The following is a 15,430-nucleotide window of genomic DNA, read 5'->3' as shown; positions in this document are numbered from 1 at the left end:
GGGTTCCCACCCTAGCCGTCGAGGCGAATGACGCTGTTGACCTCGCGGACGTCGTCAAGCCCAGAGAGCTCGTCGACGATCGCTTGCAGATCCGCCTCGCGGGCCTGGTGGGTAACCAGGATCAGGCGTGCGTTCTCATGACGCTCCTGCTCCTCCTGGCGCACGGTACGCAGAGAGATTCCATGGGCACTGAAGCGAGCCGCCAGATCGGCGAGCACACCGGTGCGGTCGTTGACCGTCATGTCGATGTGGTAGCGCGTCGGAACCTCACCAAAGTCAGCGACCGGGTAGTTGGCGTAGGTGTTCTCCCCCGGCGCAAGACCACCGTGCACCTTGTTGCGAGCGGCGCCCACCAGGTCGCCCAGAACAGCGGAAGCGGTCGGGGCCCCTCCTGCGCCATTTCCGTAGAACATCAAAGAGCCTGCAGCCTCTGCATCCACATAGATGGCGTTGTAAGACTCGCTCACGCTCGACAGGGGGTGAGAGTTTGGGATGAGCGTGGGGTGGACGCGTGCCGACACAGCTGTTTTCCCCTCAGAATCGGTAATGCGCTCGCAAATTGCCAGCAGCTTGATGGTGTAGCCAGCCTTGGAAGCGGCGGCGATGTCATCCGCGGTGATGTTCGTGATGCCCTCACAGTGGACGTCGTCGAACTTCACTCGGCTGTGGAATCCCAGCGAAGCCATGATCGCTGCCTTCGACGCAGCATCATGCCCCTCCACGTCAGCGGTCGGATCGGCTTCCGCGTATCCCAGGCGGGTGGCTTCCGCCAACGCATCCTCGTAGCTGGCGCCCGTGCTGGTCATGGCATCCAGGATGAAGTTGGTGGTGCCGTTGACGATTCCGGAGATGCGCTGGATTTGGTCTCCGGCGAGAGAACGACGCAGCATTCCCACCACCGGGATGGCCGCAGCAACCGCCGCCTCGAAATAGAGGTCTACGCCGGCTTCGTCGGCAGCTTCTGCGAGCTCATCGGCATGAGCAGCGACCAGGGCCTTGTTCGCCGTAACCACGGATTTCCCGGCCTTCAGCGCAGACAGGACCAGTTCCCGGGGGTAGTCGATTCCACCGATCACCTCGACGACCACGTCTACGTCATCGCGGGTGCACAGAGCGCGAGCATCGTCGGTGAGCAGGTTCGAATCGATGCCCTCGCGAGTCTTAGACAGGTCAGACACCGCGATGCCCTTGATCTCCACCGGACCACCGATGCGGTGGGCGAACTCATCGGCGTTCTCCTGGAGCAGCTGCGCAACAGAAGTACCGACGGTTCCCATGCCCAGAATCGCCACGCCGACTGTCTTGGTGTCGTTTGGATTCAGGTCCGTTACCGTCATGGCACTCCTTGGAAAACTAGCTTCGGGATGATTGCTTGCCACGATAATAGACCGCATGGTTCATTTCCACGAGTGACGAGGTCAATTAAGTTCATCAGCCGGAAGGCGGGGGTTGGAGAACACCTAGTTGAAGGCTTGAAGGAGGACTACCCGTTGCGTGTGGGGATGGTTTTCAGCGTCTCCAAGGTGGGAAGCCCCAACTCTTTGAGGATGGGCTCGGACTCTCTTACCTCGGTCTCAAAATGCTCAAGTCGAGTGAGCTGCTTCTCTGACATTCGCGAAGCTAGAGCTTTGAGCCTCGGATAGCGCCCTGCCAATAGTGTTCCCCAGTAAATCTTGAGGTCCAGTATCTCCTGATTACCGTAGGTAGGCTCTCCCCGATGGAAATCGGCGATGTCGTGCAACTGAGCTTCTAAGAGGTCCAAGTCCATGTCCGCACCGGGCAACCCCTCATCACCGGCATATGTGTCCACACCGGTTTTAATGGTTGCCGGATAGAACCGGCTCAGGGTCAGGGTGTCGCGAGCTTTGACCGGATTGTTCAGCGGCAAGACCTTGGCGCTTGGTTCCCCTAAAAGTTGCTCACGGCTCATGCGAATGAACGTGCCCTCTCCCCCAGCACGCAAGCCGACTCCAAAAGCCTCGAGGTCCTCCGCTTGAACGATCCACCCTAGGTAGCGCGCCCGACGATTGATTTCGAATTCCCGATAACCGTTGAACTCGAAACCGGACGAGGCAATGTACTCGCGAACCCGAGCGACAGCGGCGTCGTCAAGCACAATGTCTTGGTATAGAGGTTTCGACATTTTCTCGTCTCCTAGATCATCTGGATGCGGTCGTAACTACCGGTGTCCTCGAAAAAGCCACCCATGCCATTGCCGATGATGTCGAATCGATTGACCACCTCGATCCGGTCAAGCCACTTGGCGCTGCGAAAACCGGTGGACGTTTCTACTCGCAGACGCACCGGGGCACCATTTTTGATGGGGAGTTCATCGCCGGCGTAGCCCACTGCCAACATCGTTTGCGGTTGCTTCGCTTCAACCATTGGCATGGATTCGTAGTAGTACGAGCCGCTGTAGTTGTCGTCATCGCGGGACATGTTCTGGAAAGAATGCACTACGACATCGGTTGCCCCTTCGAGGGGTTTGACCAGTTCCAAGAGATCCGGGAAGGAAATGCCGTCCCACGCACCGACTGAAGAGAACCCTTGCACACAGTGATGCACGGTGTTCTGGGAGTGCCCTGCAGCAAGCGCCCGCAGCTCAGGCATGGTCAATCGCATCGGACGCTCCACCAAGCCGCCGATTTCGAGGACGTAATCGTCGTCAAAGTCATTGCACATCATCGCTATGTATTCCTCGCTTGCCGGGGGCATTCCGGAAGCGCGGTGCAAGTCTCCCGGGGTCACCTCGTGATCGCGATATGCCTCGTACTGACGCGATGGCATCTTTGAACGCAGGAAACGAGAGAAGGGACGCACGGTAGCGTTGTGGAGCTTCTCGACGACCTTAGGTTTGTACGTGGATGTCAAAGTGGCCCACACGTGGAACGCGACGATCAGGGCGAGACCAGCGGTGAAGATGAGAGCACCTGCCAACTCGTTGTGGGCATGCCCGAACACCATCTTTGAGGTCTCGTGCCCGTACCCGTGCATGACCACCATCAGCACATGAATGACAATAAACGCGACATATGCAAGTAGCCCCAGGAAGTGGACTGTGCGAATAACCTGGCGGCCGCCCATGAGTCGGGAGATGCGGGGGAAGTGCGAGTTAATTGCGGGCGATTGAAATGCACCGGTGACCATCATGATCACCGGCAGAACGAGTACCACGAACCCATAAGACAGCATCTGAACTGCGTTGAATGGGTACCCCTCCATCGCCGGTGGGATCTGAAACGCTAGATAGCTCACCATGTCGTTGAAAGCCTGCGGGAAAACATCCAGATCCGTGGGCACGTAGCGGCGCCATTGGCCGGTGAACAGGAGAAGTGCCCAATAAATAAACATGAGCGCTACCCAGAACATCACCGAGATAAAGTGCCAGTAGCGCCCCTGGCCCAGATCACCGTGACCAGGCAGGGACACGATTGGGCTGTAGTCGTCGTACTCACCGGAAACCGGGTAGTACTTGAGCTTGCGCTTCTTCTTCACGGTGAACTGCGCCCACTGTCCACCAATCGGGGTGTGGACGGAGGTATGCAGCTTAGGAAAAGTTCCCAAGATCTCAATACCAGAGCGAATAAAGAGCGTGATGAACAGAATGTTGACAAAATGTTCCACCCGCAACCACACCGGGTAGCTATTTAAGATCGGTTCCATCATGTGCTCCTAATCGTCAAAGCCCTGGTCGTCGGGGTAAGCCACCAACATCCCGTAGCTCAGAGCCCATCGGATTACTAAGTAGGCAATTGCAGCAAACAGCAGGCTGTTAAAAGTTGCGGCCGTAAAGATCCCATAACCGTTCCACACGAAAGGGGCGGTTCCGAACAAGCTGGCGATGTAAAACACCAAAGCCATGAGTGCAGGAACCATGCCAATCCCCCAGATATCCTTGTGCACAAAGGCGCCAACTACGCAGAAGCCGAATGAGACCGTGGCGATGACGTAAAGCGCGATCGTTCCACCAATAAATGGGGAAATCCCGTCCAAAGCTAATGCAAGGGAACAAGCCCCCAGTGCGGCGATAACGAGCAATGCGATTGCTTTGGTGGTGCGGGGCAGGTTGATACGGATGTAGCGAAAGAAGGGGGCTCGTTTGCGCCCCTTCTTGATGTGAAGTTTGACGTCGTGGATGTTGTTATCGACGCCAACAGGCGTGCTCGCCATGATTCGACGATTCCTCCAGTCGTTCGGATGCATGATTGACAGGACCCGAGCCGACCGGAGAATTCGCCTCAATCCTGTACAAAGACAATGTAAGCAGCAGCATCCCACAAAGCAAGAAAAACCTTGACTCACCTGCAAATTCTGTTCATACGAACAGTATGTTTATTTGGTCAAGCGAACAGTAGTTGATTGGTATTTTCATGCCCTAACATCCAGAAATGAGCCCATCGGATATGGACGCCGGAGAGTCCTACAGCGATGGACGAGATACCACCCTCCTCGCAGAAAGGACCACGTCAGCATGTCTGCAATGGTCATTTTCGGTTTAATTGCATCCGCGGCGCTGCTTTTCGCGTTCGCCATGCTCAACCTCGGGAAATGGAGCGCTGATTCCTACCCGTATCAGATCTTGAACTTCCTCGGTGCGGGCTTCCTCGCCGCATCTGCCTTCGCCCCGTTTAATGCCGGCGTCTTTTGGACGGAACTCATTTGGTCGCTTATTGGCCTTTATGGCGTCATCAAGATTTACCGCAATCGGCGCACCAGCGGCGCGGTTAAGTAAGGAGACGATTTAGGAATGGAACTCGCATACGAGATCGGAATTGTCTCCGGCGTACTCTTCGTTGTCGCCTTTGGACTCATGAATTTCGGAGTGATCAAGGCTGAATCAGTGCTCTATCAAGTGCTCAACCTTTTCGGAGCTCTCGGCTTCACCTACACCGCCATTCAACCTTTCAATCCAGGTTTGTTCGTTACTGAGGCCGTGTGGGCGATCGTCGCAGCGTTTGGTCTGTACAAGATTTTCACCCGCAAGAACGGGCCAGAGCGAAACCTCGCCTAGTATTGGGGCATATGGCCCCGCACAAGTCGTTGCGTCAGATGCTTATCGACGCCGCCCTCGAGGTGATCTCGGAAGTCGGCGCTGAGCGAGCGACCAACCGTATGATCGCCCAGCGCGCACACACCGCGCTGGGCTCGATCACTTATCACTTTGATTCCAAGGACGACCTCTTATGCGAGGCTTTCACGGAATACACTCGTCGATCTGTCGAAACCATCAATCAGCATTTCGCAGCCGTCGATTCTCTAGAAAGCGCGCGGTCGGCCTTGGTTTCCATGGTGGAGCTGACGATCTCCGACACAATTGTTGGCTCAGAGCTTTATGCATTGGCGCTGCGGCGCCCTCGCTATCGGGCGATTCTTCAAGCATGGTCTAGGAAATGCTGCGACATTATGAGGACCTGCTTTACTGCAGACACCGTGTTTATGGTCGATTCTCTCTACCAAGGCGTAGCGCTCCACCGAAACATTTTTGCCCAGGACTTTCCTACTACCCGGATACGAACCGCAGTAGAGCGACTAACACCGGAGCACTCGTATATCGGCCCTGGGAGCAACGCGCAGCACAATCCGATGTAGTAGGTCTTAGTCTCTGTCCAGCGTTATTTAGACTTCAAGCCGCAGCAAGTCATCCACGGTTTCTCGGCGCAACATAAGCGTCGCTTTGCCGTCTTTCACGCTGACCACGGCGGGCTTGGTGAACATGTTGTAATTCGAGCTCATCGCGTAGCAGTACGCTCCCGTGGCGGGGGTGGCAAAGAGATCGCCGGGGGTGATGTCGTCCGGGTATTCCGCCTCGTTGACCAGGATGTCGCCAGACTCGCAGTGCGCTCCCACCACACGCGAGTCCACGTATTCCCCGTCGCAGAGGCGGTTGACAACGCGTCCGTCATATTCGGCCTCATATAGCGCGGGACGGATGTTGTCGCTCATGCCGCCGTCGACCGCGATATACCGCCGGGTGGCAGTCTCCGAAATCTTGATCGTCTTCACAGCCCCTACGGTGTACAGCGTCACCGTCGTTGGGCCGGCGATAGCACGTCCAGGCTCAACAAACACCTCCGGGACGGGAATATCGAGTTCCTTGGCAAGGTCCTCAACCTCGCGCAGCATGCCATGGGCGAGGGTCTTCACATCCAGTGCACGCTGATCTGCGGTGTAGGCGATGCCGTAGCCACCGCCCAAGTCGAGCTCTGGCAAGTCGACACCCAGCTCGGTGTGGATCCGCTCGTACAGGCCTAGCACTCGCTGGCTGGCCAGCTGGAATCCTGGCATGTCAAAGATTTGGGAACCAATATGAACATGCAGGCCCACCAGTTCGAGGTTCTCGGCTTCTACGGCTGCCTGAACTGCGGCAAAGGCTGCGCCGTCGGCGAGGGAGAAGCCAAACTTTTGGTCCTCGTGGGCGGTGGCGATCAACTCATTGGTGTGAGCTTCCACGCCTGGCTTCACTCGGACCATAACGCGCTGTGTCTTGCCTAGTTCGCGGGCCACCTCATTGAGCAAGTCCAGTTCCCCGGAGTTGTCCAGGACGACGTGCCCAACCTGATGTGTCACGCAGGAGCGGAGGAACTCGCGGGACTTGTTGTTGCCATGCACCGTGATGCGCTCGGCAGGAAAGCCTGCCCGCAGGGCGATGGTGAGCTCGTTGAAGCTAGCGACATCCAGGCTCAAGCCCTCCTCATTGACCCAGCGCGCAATGGTCGAAGTCAAAAAGGCCTTGGAAGCGTAATGCACGCGGCGCGGAGCACCGTAGGCTTCAGCCATATCTCGGCAACGGCTGCGGAAGTCGTCTTCGTCGATAATCATCAGCGGGGTGCCAAACTCTGCGGCCAAGTCCGGAAGCGCTAGACCGGCGATGCTCACCACGCCTGACGCATCACGCGCAGCGTTTCGCGGCCACACATGGGCAGGCAAACCGTTGAAATCCTGGTGATTCATCTTCTTTCTCCTACATCCGCTCCGGAGCGCTAATCCCGATTACGTGCAAAACGTTAGCCATGGCCACTCGCGCCGCCCGGGTGAGTGTCACCCGAGCCGACCACATTTCATCCCACGCCTGGCCCGCCTTGGGCAGAACCTGGCACGAAGCGTAGAAACTCTCCCACGCCTGCGCTAGCTCTTCAGCGTATCGGGTAACCCGATGAACCTCTCCCCTGCGGGTTACTGAAGCGACCACTTCGGGTAGATCGCCGAGCACTCGAAGGAGCTCCTCTTCACAGGGATGAGCGGGCAGCTGATTTCCAACAACGGATCCCTCGTACCCCAATGCGTTCGCGGTACGTTCGACCCAGCTCATTCGCGCATGGCAAAATTGCACCCAGTACAGCGGGTTCTCCGTTGACTGCCGTGACCACCGACGCGTATCGGTCCGCGCCGTCGCTCCGGTTCCTGCGTGCACAAAGCAGTAGCGTGCCCCGTCGATACCGAGTTCCTGGACAAGCTGGGCAAGGGTATCGACGTTCTTTCCCCCAGAAAAAGTCAGTCGCGCGTGATTGAGCTGGTGGGCCTCGATTGTGACGTCGCCACCAGAAGTTGATGTGACCGGGACCCCGAGCTCCCCGAGACTCTCCGCAAATTCCGATGTACCGCGCGGTGAGATGACGTATTTTCGTGAAACCCGAGCCCCCGCAAGCTCCAGAGCTCGGCCCAGGGTGTCGGCTACTACGGCTAACTGAGCAGCCCTTAAGTCCCCTCCCGCATCAGCTGGGCTGACCTCGACACATACCGCATAGGAGTGATCCCGAAATTCGGGGCCTTCCCCGTAGGCAGGCCCAGCCTCAAGAATTTGCTTAACCAGCGCATTGTGGGCCAGCGGAGCAATGCTGATGTTAAGGAAGCCAGGCCCAGCCACTGCAGCCCTGGAAATCTCTTCGCGTGAGTTCAGGCCACTAGCGATCCGCTCCGCCAGTTCTACCGATCGCATGCCAGTGCGCGAGGCGATCTGCATTGCGACGTTGGTGGCGTAGTCGCCGTGTGCGGGATTACGCGGTCGCGTTACGACGACCCTCTTTGGCACAATGCTCGGATCTATCCCCTGGGCGACCAGCACCTGATGAGCAACTCGATGCACCAAGTCAGCAAGGTCGGCAGGGGTCATGGGAAGCAGGTTATTCGATGTTTAGGGGACCATCCAGCCCAAGATCGGCGTGGACTGCAGGAACACCAGGAGACACATAAACGCGAGCAAGCACAGCGAGTACAGCAGTGCCTGACCGGTGATCCGCCCTTCCTCACCCTTGATGTTGGCTGATGCTGCAGCGATGGCCACGGTCTGCGGGGAGATCATCTTGCCGGTCACAGCACCTGCCGAGTTAGCACCCACCAGCAGGTGGGGCTCCACACCAATGCTGTGGGCAGAGGTCGATTGCATCTGAGCAAACAGCGCGCTCGACGACGTAGCCGAGCCCGTCACTGCGGTTCCCAGCCAGCCAGCGATGGGGGAAATAAGCGGGAAGAATCGTCCAGCTCCCGCCAACAGCGCGCCAATGGCGGCAGTCTGCCCCGAGAAGTTCATCACGTACGCCAAGCCCATCACCGCGGCAATGGTGAGGTAGGACAACTTCATTCGGTTCAGCCCGGAGAAGAGTTGCCCAAAACCACGGCCAACGCTCAGAGAACGCTCGCTGGTGCTCGTCGCCGAGTAGACGGCGACAGTGATAAGTCCGCACAGGAACAGAATCGTTCCGGGGTTGGACAGCCAGTTGAAGTTGAACATGGTGGCTGACGAGGGCTGCCCAGAGGCAGTGAGCAGGTTACCGTGCAGACCCGGCCACGGGATCTTGATGTCGGTTGATGCCAGCAGTTTAGGAATGTTGACGCCCACGGTCCACAGCTTGGTGATGGCAAAGGCGACCACGATGAGCAGGTACGGGAATAGTGCGAGCACCGTTCGGCGGGCGTCCAGCTCGTGGGCCGTACCATTCGTTGCAGAAGCAGAAGCCTGATCCTCCGGGGTTGTCGGACCCCAGACGCGCAGGAGAGCCACACCGGCGACGAGCGAGATAAGGCAGGCCACCACGTCGGTCAGCTCATAGGTCATGAAGTTGGAGGCCAGGAACTGGCCACCGCCAAAGGCAACACCGAGCATGAGGGCCATCGGCCAGGTCTGTCGCAATCCACGGAATCCGTCCATGATCAGTGCGAGAACGAAGGGCACAACGAATGCCAGGACGGAGACTTGACGACCAACCGTGGCGGCAAGCAGGTTGGGATCCAGCCCAGCCAGGCCGGCGCCGGTGGTGATGGGAATGGCCATTGCCCCGAACGCCACGGGAGCGGTGTTGGCTACGAAGGTGACCAGAATCGCCTTCATGGGCTTGAGGCCAATGCTGACGAGCATCGCCACGACGATGGCCACGGGGGCACCGAATCCAGCCAAAGCCTCCAGAAGACCTCCGAAGGCAAAGCCGATAAGCATGGCCTGCACACGGACGTCGCCACGCCCGATCTTGGAAAAGATCGTGCGGAGATCCTCAAACCGACCACTAGAAACGGTGAGGTCGTAGATCCACACCGCCATGATGATGATGAACACGATCGGGAACAGGCCGAACGTCACACCTTGCGACAGTGACAGCAGCGTCAGCCCGACGGGCATGGAGAACCCGAAGATGGCGATGACGACGGCAATGGCCGCGGAGATGAGGGCTGCAACATGAGCGGGCAATTTCAGGGCCATGAGCAGCAAGAAGAACGCGGCAAGGGGAAGAATTCCCACTAAAGCACTCAATGCGACGCTGCCAGCTACAGCGTCTGTGGCAGCAGTGAAGGTGGAAGTCACGAAGGGCACCACTTTCTGGGACGAGCAGGAAGCGACGTGCCTCCGGCCGCACTTTTTACACCGCGGCTGGAGTACCTCGCATGGACATCTTGAATCCTATTGCAGAGCACGATTTTCAATGACATCTTTCTTCTCACTCGCAAAGGATTTTCAGGCTCAGCCTCTCCTTGTTTTTGAAACAACTTTGTTTCTTTATTCTTCCTGGTCATCGCGGTTTTGGTCATGCGGTAGGTTGAGAAGTAGAACCCTCACAGGCACCACCTACGTGGGCAAAACCTGTGCAAGGCCCTCTATGAACCACAATCAATTGCTGTGAAATGGAGTGACGATGAAAATCGCACTGTTTTCCACCTGCATCGGTGACGCAATGTTTCCGGATGCATCGAAAGCCACCGCCCTCATTTTGGCGCGCTTAGGCCACGAGGTGGTCTATCCCGAAGGCCAAACGTGCTGCGGGCAGATGCACACCAACTCCGGTTACCAGCGCGAAGCAGCGAAGATCGTGGGCACCTATGTGGATGCCTTTAACGATCCTTCGATCGATGCCATCGTGGCCCCCTCCGGCTCGTGCGTGACCAGCGTGCGTAAGCACAACCCCCACGTCGCCGAGCGTTATGGCCGCGCTGGCCTGGCCGAGGGTGCAAAGGAAGTTGCCGCCAAGACCTACGACCTTCCGGAGTTCCTGGTCGATGTGGAGGGTGTGACCGACGTGGGTGCTTTCTTCCCGCACAAGGTCACCTACCACCCGTCCTGCCACGGCCTGCGCATGCTCGGCCTCGGAGATCGCCCGTACCAGCTGCTGCAGGCAGTCGAGGGTATCGAGCTGCGCGAGCTGGAAAACAAGGAGGAGTGCTGCGGCTTCGGTGGAACGTTCGCGATCAAGAACTCCGAGATGTCTGCGGCGATGGCCGTCGACAAGGCCCGCCACGTGCGGGAAGCGGGCGTCGAGTACCTCACCGGTGGAGATTCCTCGTGCCTGATGAATATCTCTGGCGTCCTTTCTCGTCAGCGATCCGGCGTGCGTGCCGTCCACCTCGCTGAGATCCTGGCCTCCACCAAGGAACACCCCTACTCCCCCGATTCCGCTGCTTACACCAAGGAGGCCTCGCTATGAGCCCGGTAACCCTCGGAACCCCTTCCATGCCACCGCGCGCCCCGCACGAGCCCTCGAACCTGCGCTTTCGCAAGCAGAGCTTTACCAAGTCTGCTCACGAGGAGCTGAACAACGCCACCCAGCGGCACAACCTCAACCACGCGACCACCACGATTCGCGCCAAGCGCGCCAAGGTCGTCTCCGAGCTCGACGACTGGCAGCTGCTGCGCAACGCTGGCTCCGCGATCAAGCAGGACGTCGCGGCCCGTATGCCTGAGCTGCTCGAGCAGTTTGAAGCGGCAGTGACCGCCCGCGGCGGGCACGTGCACTGGGCGCGCGACGCTGCCGAGGCCAACGAAATCGCCCTTAACCTGGTCAAGGAGACCGGCGAGGACGAGGTCTTGAAGATCAAGTCCATGGCCACCCAGGAAATCGCCCTCAACGAATACTTCGCTGAGCACGGCGTCCACGCCATTGAAACGGACCTGGCTGAGCTGATTGTCCAGCTAGGAAAGGACTACCCGTCCCACATCCTCGTTCCGGCGATTCACCGCAACCGCGCTGAAATCCGCGACATCTTCGTCCGCTCCATGCCGAACGTTAGCCCGGATCTTCCCGCCAATCCCCCGGAGTTGGCAGAGGCGTCCCGCCTCTACCTGCGCGAGAAGTTCATGCAGGCCAAGGTGGCTATTTCCGGCGCCAACTTTGGCGTGGCAGAGACCGGAACCATCAGCATCGTCGAATCCGAGGGCAACGGCCGCATGTGCCTGACGATGCCGGAGACCCTGATTACGGTCATGGGAATCGAGAAGCTACTGCCTACCTACCAGGATCTCGAGGTATTCCTCCAGCTTCTGCCGCGCTCCTCCACGGGTGAGCGCATGAACCCCTACACCTCGCTGTGGTCTGGCGTGACCGAGGGCGACGGCCCGAAGAACTTCCACCTGATTCTGCTGGACAATGGTCGCACCGCAGCCCTGTCCAACGAGATCGGTCGCGAGGCCCTCAAGTGCATCCGCTGCTCGGCTTGCCTCAATGTGTGCCCTGTTTACGAGCGCGCCGGTGGTCACGCCTACGGTTCGGTCTACCCTGGCCCGATCGGCGCCATTCTCACCCCGCAGCTCGCAGGCATGGAAGGTGTCGATGACGTCACCGCTTCCCTGCCGTTCGCATCGTCGCTCTGCGGTCGCTGCGATGAGGTCTGCCCGGTCAAGATTCCGATCACCGACGTGCTTCTTGAGATGCGGCACCAGAAGGTCGAGCAGTTCCACCCCAAGCCAGAGGCTTTCCTCATGGGCCCGGTAGGAATGCTTATGGCTAAGCCCCAGCTCTGGGACAAGGCCATGCGCCTGATGTCGCTTGGCCGCGTCATGGGTGGCTTCAACGGAACCATTCAGTCTCTGCCGTTGGCTTTCGGTGGCTGGTCCCGAGCTCGCGATACCCAGATTCCGCCCAAGAAGTCCTTCCGCCAGTGGTTCGAGTCCGACGAGGCCCGCACCCTACTCAACCTGCCGTCCAAGGAGGCCTGACGTGTCCACAGCCAAGGAAGAGATCCTGCGGCGCATTCGTTCCGCGCAGAAGATCTCGCACACCGCAGAGAAGGTGGAGGCACCCCGCGAGTACCACCGCGCTGGATCCGTTTCCGGCCCCGCCCTCATCGAGATGCTGGTCGACCGTCTGGTGGACTACAAGGCGGATGTCCACGAGTGCTCCTCCGCCGAGCTCTCCAACACGCTCGCTGAGGTGTTTACCGAGCGCTCCGTGCAGAACCTGGTCTATGCCCCTGGCATCGACCAGGCGGTTCTGAGCGCATTCGAAGGTCAGGCTCGTGCCGACGATGCGGCGGCCAACCCCCGCGAATTGTCGCTTGTCGACGCCGTGCTCACCGAGTCGCTCGTATCCTGCGCTGAAACCGGCACAATCGTCTTGGAGTCCGGTGACCTGTGCGGCCGCCGTGCACTGACCCTGGTCCCAGACCGCCACGTCTGCATTGTGCGAGCAGATTCCATCGTTCATCGCGTGCCCGAGATGATCGAGCGCATGGACCCCACCAAGCCCAGCACAATGATTTCTGGTCCCTCAGCTACCAGCGACATTGAGCTCTCCCGCGTCGAGGGCGTCCACGGTCCGCGTGACCTGATTGTGGTCATCGTGCGCGACTGATGGTGGTTATTGGCCGGTCAGCCACGCTGGCGTGAATCGCCCGGGGTGTGGCGGGGCCGGTTATTGGTAACCGGGTGCGCGGTGCTATTCTTTCCTTGCACCGCGCGTTTAGCAGGGTGCTAAATGTCTCCGTAGCTCAGAGGATTAGAGCACTGGTTTCCGGTACCAGGGGTCGCAGGTTCGAATCCTGTCGGGGACACAACATGGAAGAAGACCCCGCCCGTTTAGAACCTCGTTCTATCTGGGCGAGGTCTTTTGTAGCTCCGAGAACCGAGACTTGAGGGAACTCTAGGTGCTAAACCTCTAAAGGAATGGGCACAAAGGGCAAGAGATTCCGCTTCAAACCTCTAAAGGGCGTGCCCTTTGGTCCTATTCCTTTAGAGCTTTGATGCCCGGTTCGAGAGCATGCCCCAAAACGGACCCCCCACCTTTTCCGTAGGATGGGCCACAATGTGGGATTTTCCCCATCAACAAACGTAGAAAGGTGCCCCGAATGCTTTTTCTCGCCCGTATGGATGTGACGTTCCCCGATCACCTCACCCCGGAACAGGTGGCGGACTTTCAGGCCAGGGAAAAGGAGTATTCCGGAAACCTTCAGCGCGAAGGCATCATGAAGGGCATTTGGCGCGTGGTCGGCGAATACGCGAACCACTCCATTTACGATGTTCGCGATAACGATCATCTTCATGAGGTGTTGGCGGGTTTCCCCATGTACAAGTACATGAAGATCAAGGTCACCCCGCTAGCCAAGCACCCCAATGTCACCGAGGCAGTGGCCTACTAATTAGTAGTCACGCGGCATGATCAGCCATGCCGCCAGGTAGAGCAGGATCTGCGGTCCTGGCAGCAGCATGGAGCAGAGAAACAGGATGCGCATGAGCGCAACGTCAAAGCCGTAGGTCTCGGCGAATCCGCTGAGCACACCGCCCACCCAGTTCTGGGTGGAGGAACGATGCAGTCGACGCGGTTGCTTCTCCACTGCCGTGAGGTCGTACGCAAGGGTGGAATCGTTGATCGGGTACGTCATGGGAATCAGGTCCTTTTTCTATCCGGCGACTTGCTGACACCTCCAAGTACACCGGAATCCGTGATTTCCCTCATCAGGTAGGGCCCTGAGTTCTCCCCGGATTTTCCTCCCCTAAGGGTTATTCCCCTTTGCCGCACAGCGGACCATCGAAGCCTTCGACCCCAGGCACGTTGTCTACCGCCATCACCGCTTCCAGGTAGGCCTTCAGAACCTTGGCCTGTTCGGGCGTCATTGGATCGAACGCTACCCGACGCACGGATTCCACATGCTCCGGTGCCGCCAACTTCAGGCGTCGCATTCCGTCTTCGGTGAGCTTCACCACCACTCCGCGGGCATCGCCTTCACTGCGGGTCTTGGTCACCAAACCCCGTCGCTCCATGCGGCTGACCTGATGGGAGGTCCGCGAACGATCCCAGTCAAGGGCCGCGCACAGGTCACGCAGGCGCATGTCGCAATCCTGCGATTCTGAGAGACTGACCAGGACGGAGAACTCCGAGGAAGACAGCTCGCTGCCGCGCTGAAGGGTCTCATCCATGACGCGCTCGATTTTGCGCCGGCCCGCCAACATGAGCCGCCAGAGCTGTTGCTCTTCGTCGTTTAGCCATCGGGGTTGCTCAGTCACGGCTTTCTACCCTAGCGCGGACCTACAGGATAAATAAATTTCCCACCTCTGAGCTGCATATACAGCCAGTCCCGTTATTTATTTGAAAATTCTAGTTGACACGTCACCAAATGGCGGTAAGGTGGGTATCACCGACGAGGTCGAAAAGGGACCGCGTCGAGAAGCAACAATAAATCTCAAGGAGAACACAATGACTGAATTCAACGGCACCTACGAGCTGGACCCCACCCACACCCGCATTGGTTTCGTGGCTCGCCACGCAATGATCACCAAGGTGCGCGGTGCCTTCAACGACTGGACCGCTGATATCGCAGTCGACGGCGACAACTCGGCCATCAAGGTTGTAATCAAGACTGACTCCATTGACACCCGCAACGCTGACCGCGATGGCCACGTCAAGGGCGAGGACTTCTTCGACGTGGAGAAGTACCCGGAGATGACCTTCGAGTCCACCTCCGTCGATGTAGACGGCGGCAAGGTCACCGGCGACCTCACTATCAAGGGCGTTACCAAGCCGGTCACCCTCGACGTCGACCTGCTGGGTTCCGAGGTCGACCCGTGGGGCAACACCCGCGTGGGCTTCGACGCTTCTACCAAGATCAACCGCAAGGACTTCGGCATCGACTTCCAGGCTCCCCTGAACTCCGGCGGCGTGCTGGTGTCCGAGGAGATCACCATCGAGATCGAGGGCTCGGCCATCAAGAAGTAACCCCACACTCGCACGAGTGCTAG

The 15,430-nt window shown here is 58.6% G+C and carries 17 protein-coding genes and 1 tRNA gene; 9 read left to right on the top strand and 9 right to left on the bottom strand.

The features are described from left to right. Positions 1-11: 11 nt before the first annotated feature. From FHE74_RS01350 to FHE74_RS01335, 4 genes are all read right to left on the bottom strand, one after another. The gene (locus FHE74_RS01350) at positions 12-1,337 is read right to left on the bottom strand and encodes a homoserine dehydrogenase (RefSeq protein ID WP_139464631.1); all 1,326 of its coding nucleotides are present in this window, start codon (positions 1,335-1,337) and stop codon (positions 12-14) included. 146 nt (positions 1,338-1,483) lie between these two features. Then, positions 1,484-2,143, bottom strand: a complete 660-nt coding sequence (locus FHE74_RS01345; protein ID WP_139464630.1) for a hypothetical protein — start codon at positions 2,141-2,143, stop codon at positions 1,484-1,486. An 11-nt stretch (positions 2,144-2,154) separates the two neighbouring features. After that, complete coding sequence (locus FHE74_RS01340; protein ID WP_246049123.1) at positions 2,155-3,666, bottom strand: molybdopterin-dependent oxidoreductase; 1,512 nt, start codon at positions 3,664-3,666, stop codon at positions 2,155-2,157. 6 nt (positions 3,667-3,672) lie between these two features. Beyond that, positions 3,673-4,170, bottom strand: a complete 498-nt coding sequence (locus FHE74_RS01335) for a hypothetical protein (protein ID WP_139464629.1) — start codon at positions 4,168-4,170, stop codon at positions 3,673-3,675. Positions 4,171-4,471: 301 nt separating this feature from the next. Between FHE74_RS01335 and FHE74_RS01330 the strand changes: the two genes are divergently transcribed. The 3 genes from FHE74_RS01330 to FHE74_RS01320 are packed head-to-tail and all read left to right on the top strand — an operon-like array spanning position 4,472 to position 5,589. Then, positions 4,472-4,732, top strand: coding sequence for a CBU_0592 family membrane protein (locus FHE74_RS01330; protein WP_139464628.1), 261 nt, complete (start codon positions 4,472-4,474; stop codon positions 4,730-4,732). Positions 4,733-4,747: 15 nt separating this feature from the next. Continuing rightward, a complete protein-coding gene (locus FHE74_RS01325) occupies positions 4,748-5,011 on the top strand; it encodes a CBU_0592 family membrane protein (protein WP_139464627.1) in 264 nt (87 codons plus the stop codon). 11 nt (positions 5,012-5,022) lie between these two features. Beyond that, positions 5,023-5,589 carry a TetR/AcrR family transcriptional regulator gene (locus FHE74_RS01320; protein WP_139464626.1) on the top strand — a complete coding sequence of 189 codons (567 nt, stop codon included), beginning with the start codon at positions 5,023-5,025 and terminating at the stop codon, positions 5,587-5,589. A 27-nt stretch (positions 5,590-5,616) separates the two neighbouring features. On the opposite strand, the gene lysA is transcribed toward FHE74_RS01320, so the two are convergent. The 3 genes from lysA to FHE74_RS01305 are packed head-to-tail and all read right to left on the bottom strand — an operon-like array spanning position 5,617 to position 9,793. Next, complete coding sequence (lysA, locus tag FHE74_RS01315) at positions 5,617-6,951, bottom strand: diaminopimelate decarboxylase (protein WP_139464625.1); 1,335 nt, start codon at positions 6,949-6,951, stop codon at positions 5,617-5,619. A 10-nt stretch (positions 6,952-6,961) separates the two neighbouring features. Further along, positions 6,962-8,110: a DALR anticodon-binding domain-containing protein gene (locus FHE74_RS01310; RefSeq protein ID WP_139464624.1), complete on the bottom strand. Its 1,149-nt coding sequence runs from the start codon at positions 8,108-8,110 to the stop codon at positions 6,962-6,964. 21 nt (positions 8,111-8,131) lie between these two features. Beyond that, positions 8,132-9,793 (bottom strand): L-lactate permease, encoded by a 1,662-nt coding sequence (locus FHE74_RS01305; protein WP_139464623.1) that lies wholly within the window; start codon positions 9,791-9,793, stop codon positions 8,132-8,134. A 328-nt stretch (positions 9,794-10,121) separates the two neighbouring features. Between FHE74_RS01305 and FHE74_RS01300 the strand changes: the two genes are divergently transcribed. The 5 genes from FHE74_RS01300 to catC all read left to right on the top strand — a co-directional run bounded on the left by FHE74_RS01300 (position 10,122) and on the right by catC (position 13,833). After that, positions 10,122-10,907 carry a (Fe-S)-binding protein gene (locus FHE74_RS01300; RefSeq protein WP_139464622.1) on the top strand — a complete coding sequence of 262 codons (786 nt, stop codon included), beginning with the start codon at positions 10,122-10,124 and terminating at the stop codon, positions 10,905-10,907. Continuing rightward, complete coding sequence (locus FHE74_RS01295) at positions 10,904-12,415, top strand: lactate utilization protein B (protein WP_139464621.1); 1,512 nt, start codon at positions 10,904-10,906, stop codon at positions 12,413-12,415. The genes FHE74_RS01300 and FHE74_RS01295 overlap by 4 nt, the downstream gene beginning before the upstream one ends. Position 12,416: 1 nt before the next feature. Then, the gene (locus FHE74_RS01290; protein WP_139464620.1) at positions 12,417-13,049 is read left to right on the top strand and encodes a LutC/YkgG family protein; all 633 of its coding nucleotides are present in this window, start codon (positions 12,417-12,419) and stop codon (positions 13,047-13,049) included. Between the two features lie 125 nt (positions 13,050-13,174). Continuing rightward, positions 13,175-13,248 (top strand) — tRNA-Arg (locus tag FHE74_RS01285). A 294-nt stretch (positions 13,249-13,542) separates the two neighbouring features. Beyond that, positions 13,543-13,833 (top strand): muconolactone Delta-isomerase, encoded by a 291-nt coding sequence (gene catC / locus FHE74_RS01280; RefSeq protein ID WP_139464619.1) that lies wholly within the window; start codon positions 13,543-13,545, stop codon positions 13,831-13,833. Here the strand turns inward: catC and FHE74_RS01275 are convergent, their stop codons facing one another. Together FHE74_RS01275 and FHE74_RS01270 are read right to left on the bottom strand one after the other, a co-directional pair. Beyond that, complete coding sequence (locus tag FHE74_RS01275) at positions 13,834-14,076, bottom strand: PspC domain-containing protein (RefSeq protein WP_139464618.1); 243 nt, start codon at positions 14,074-14,076, stop codon at positions 13,834-13,836. Positions 14,077-14,194: 118 nt separating this feature from the next. Further along, positions 14,195-14,698, bottom strand: coding sequence for a MarR family winged helix-turn-helix transcriptional regulator (locus FHE74_RS01270; protein ID WP_281279380.1), 504 nt, complete (start codon positions 14,696-14,698; stop codon positions 14,195-14,197). Positions 14,699-14,888: 190 nt separating this feature from the next. Here FHE74_RS01270 and FHE74_RS01265 point away from each other — a divergent pair, with 190 nt between their 5' ends. Next, a complete protein-coding gene (locus FHE74_RS01265) occupies positions 14,889-15,407 on the top strand; it encodes a YceI family protein (RefSeq protein WP_139464617.1) in 519 nt (172 codons plus the stop codon). Positions 15,408-15,430 lie beyond the last annotated feature (23 nt).

Origin of the sequence: Corynebacterium tapiri, assembly GCF_006334925.1 — a bacterium.
Lineage (GTDB): Bacteria > Actinomycetota > Actinomycetes > Mycobacteriales > Mycobacteriaceae > Corynebacterium > Corynebacterium tapiri.
This window is presented reverse-complemented; position numbering and strand designations above follow the sequence as displayed.

Excerpts from the sequence above, each read along its gene's own strand:
- lysA (WP_139464625.1), bottom strand. The coding sequence starts at position 6,951 with ATGAATCACCAGGATTTCAACGGTTTGCCTGCCCATGTGTGGCCGCGA.
- FHE74_RS01300 (WP_139464622.1), top strand. The coding sequence starts at position 10,122 with ATGAAAATCGCACTGTTTTCCACCTGCATCGGTGACGCAATGTTTCCG.
- FHE74_RS01325 (WP_139464627.1), top strand. The coding sequence starts at position 4,748 with ATGGAACTCGCATACGAGATCGGAATTGTCTCCGGCGTACTCTTCGTT.
- FHE74_RS01295 (WP_139464621.1), top strand. The coding sequence starts at position 10,904 with ATGAGCCCGGTAACCCTCGGAACCCCTTCCATGCCACCGCGCGCCCCG.
- FHE74_RS01310 (WP_139464624.1), bottom strand. The coding sequence starts at position 8,110 with ATGACCCCTGCCGACCTTGCTGACTTGGTGCATCGAGTTGCTCATCAG.
- FHE74_RS01275 (WP_139464618.1), bottom strand. The coding sequence starts at position 14,076 with ATGACGTACCCGATCAACGATTCCACCCTTGCGTACGACCTCACGGCA.
- FHE74_RS01350 (WP_139464631.1), bottom strand. The coding sequence starts at position 1,337 with ATGACGGTAACGGACCTGAATCCAAACGACACCAAGACAGTCGGCGTG.
- FHE74_RS01345 (WP_139464630.1), bottom strand. The coding sequence starts at position 2,143 with ATGTCGAAACCTCTATACCAAGACATTGTGCTTGACGACGCCGCTGTC.
- catC (WP_139464619.1), top strand. The coding sequence starts at position 13,543 with ATGCTTTTTCTCGCCCGTATGGATGTGACGTTCCCCGATCACCTCACC.
- FHE74_RS01330 (WP_139464628.1), top strand. The coding sequence starts at position 4,472 with ATGTCTGCAATGGTCATTTTCGGTTTAATTGCATCCGCGGCGCTGCTT.
- FHE74_RS01335 (WP_139464629.1), bottom strand. The coding sequence starts at position 4,170 with ATGGCGAGCACGCCTGTTGGCGTCGATAACAACATCCACGACGTCAAA.
- FHE74_RS01265 (WP_139464617.1), top strand. The coding sequence starts at position 14,889 with ATGACTGAATTCAACGGCACCTACGAGCTGGACCCCACCCACACCCGC.
- FHE74_RS01340 (WP_246049123.1), bottom strand. The coding sequence starts at position 3,666 with ATGATGGAACCGATCTTAAATAGCTACCCGGTGTGGTTGCGGGTGGAA.
- FHE74_RS01320 (WP_139464626.1), top strand. The coding sequence starts at position 5,023 with ATGGCCCCGCACAAGTCGTTGCGTCAGATGCTTATCGACGCCGCCCTC.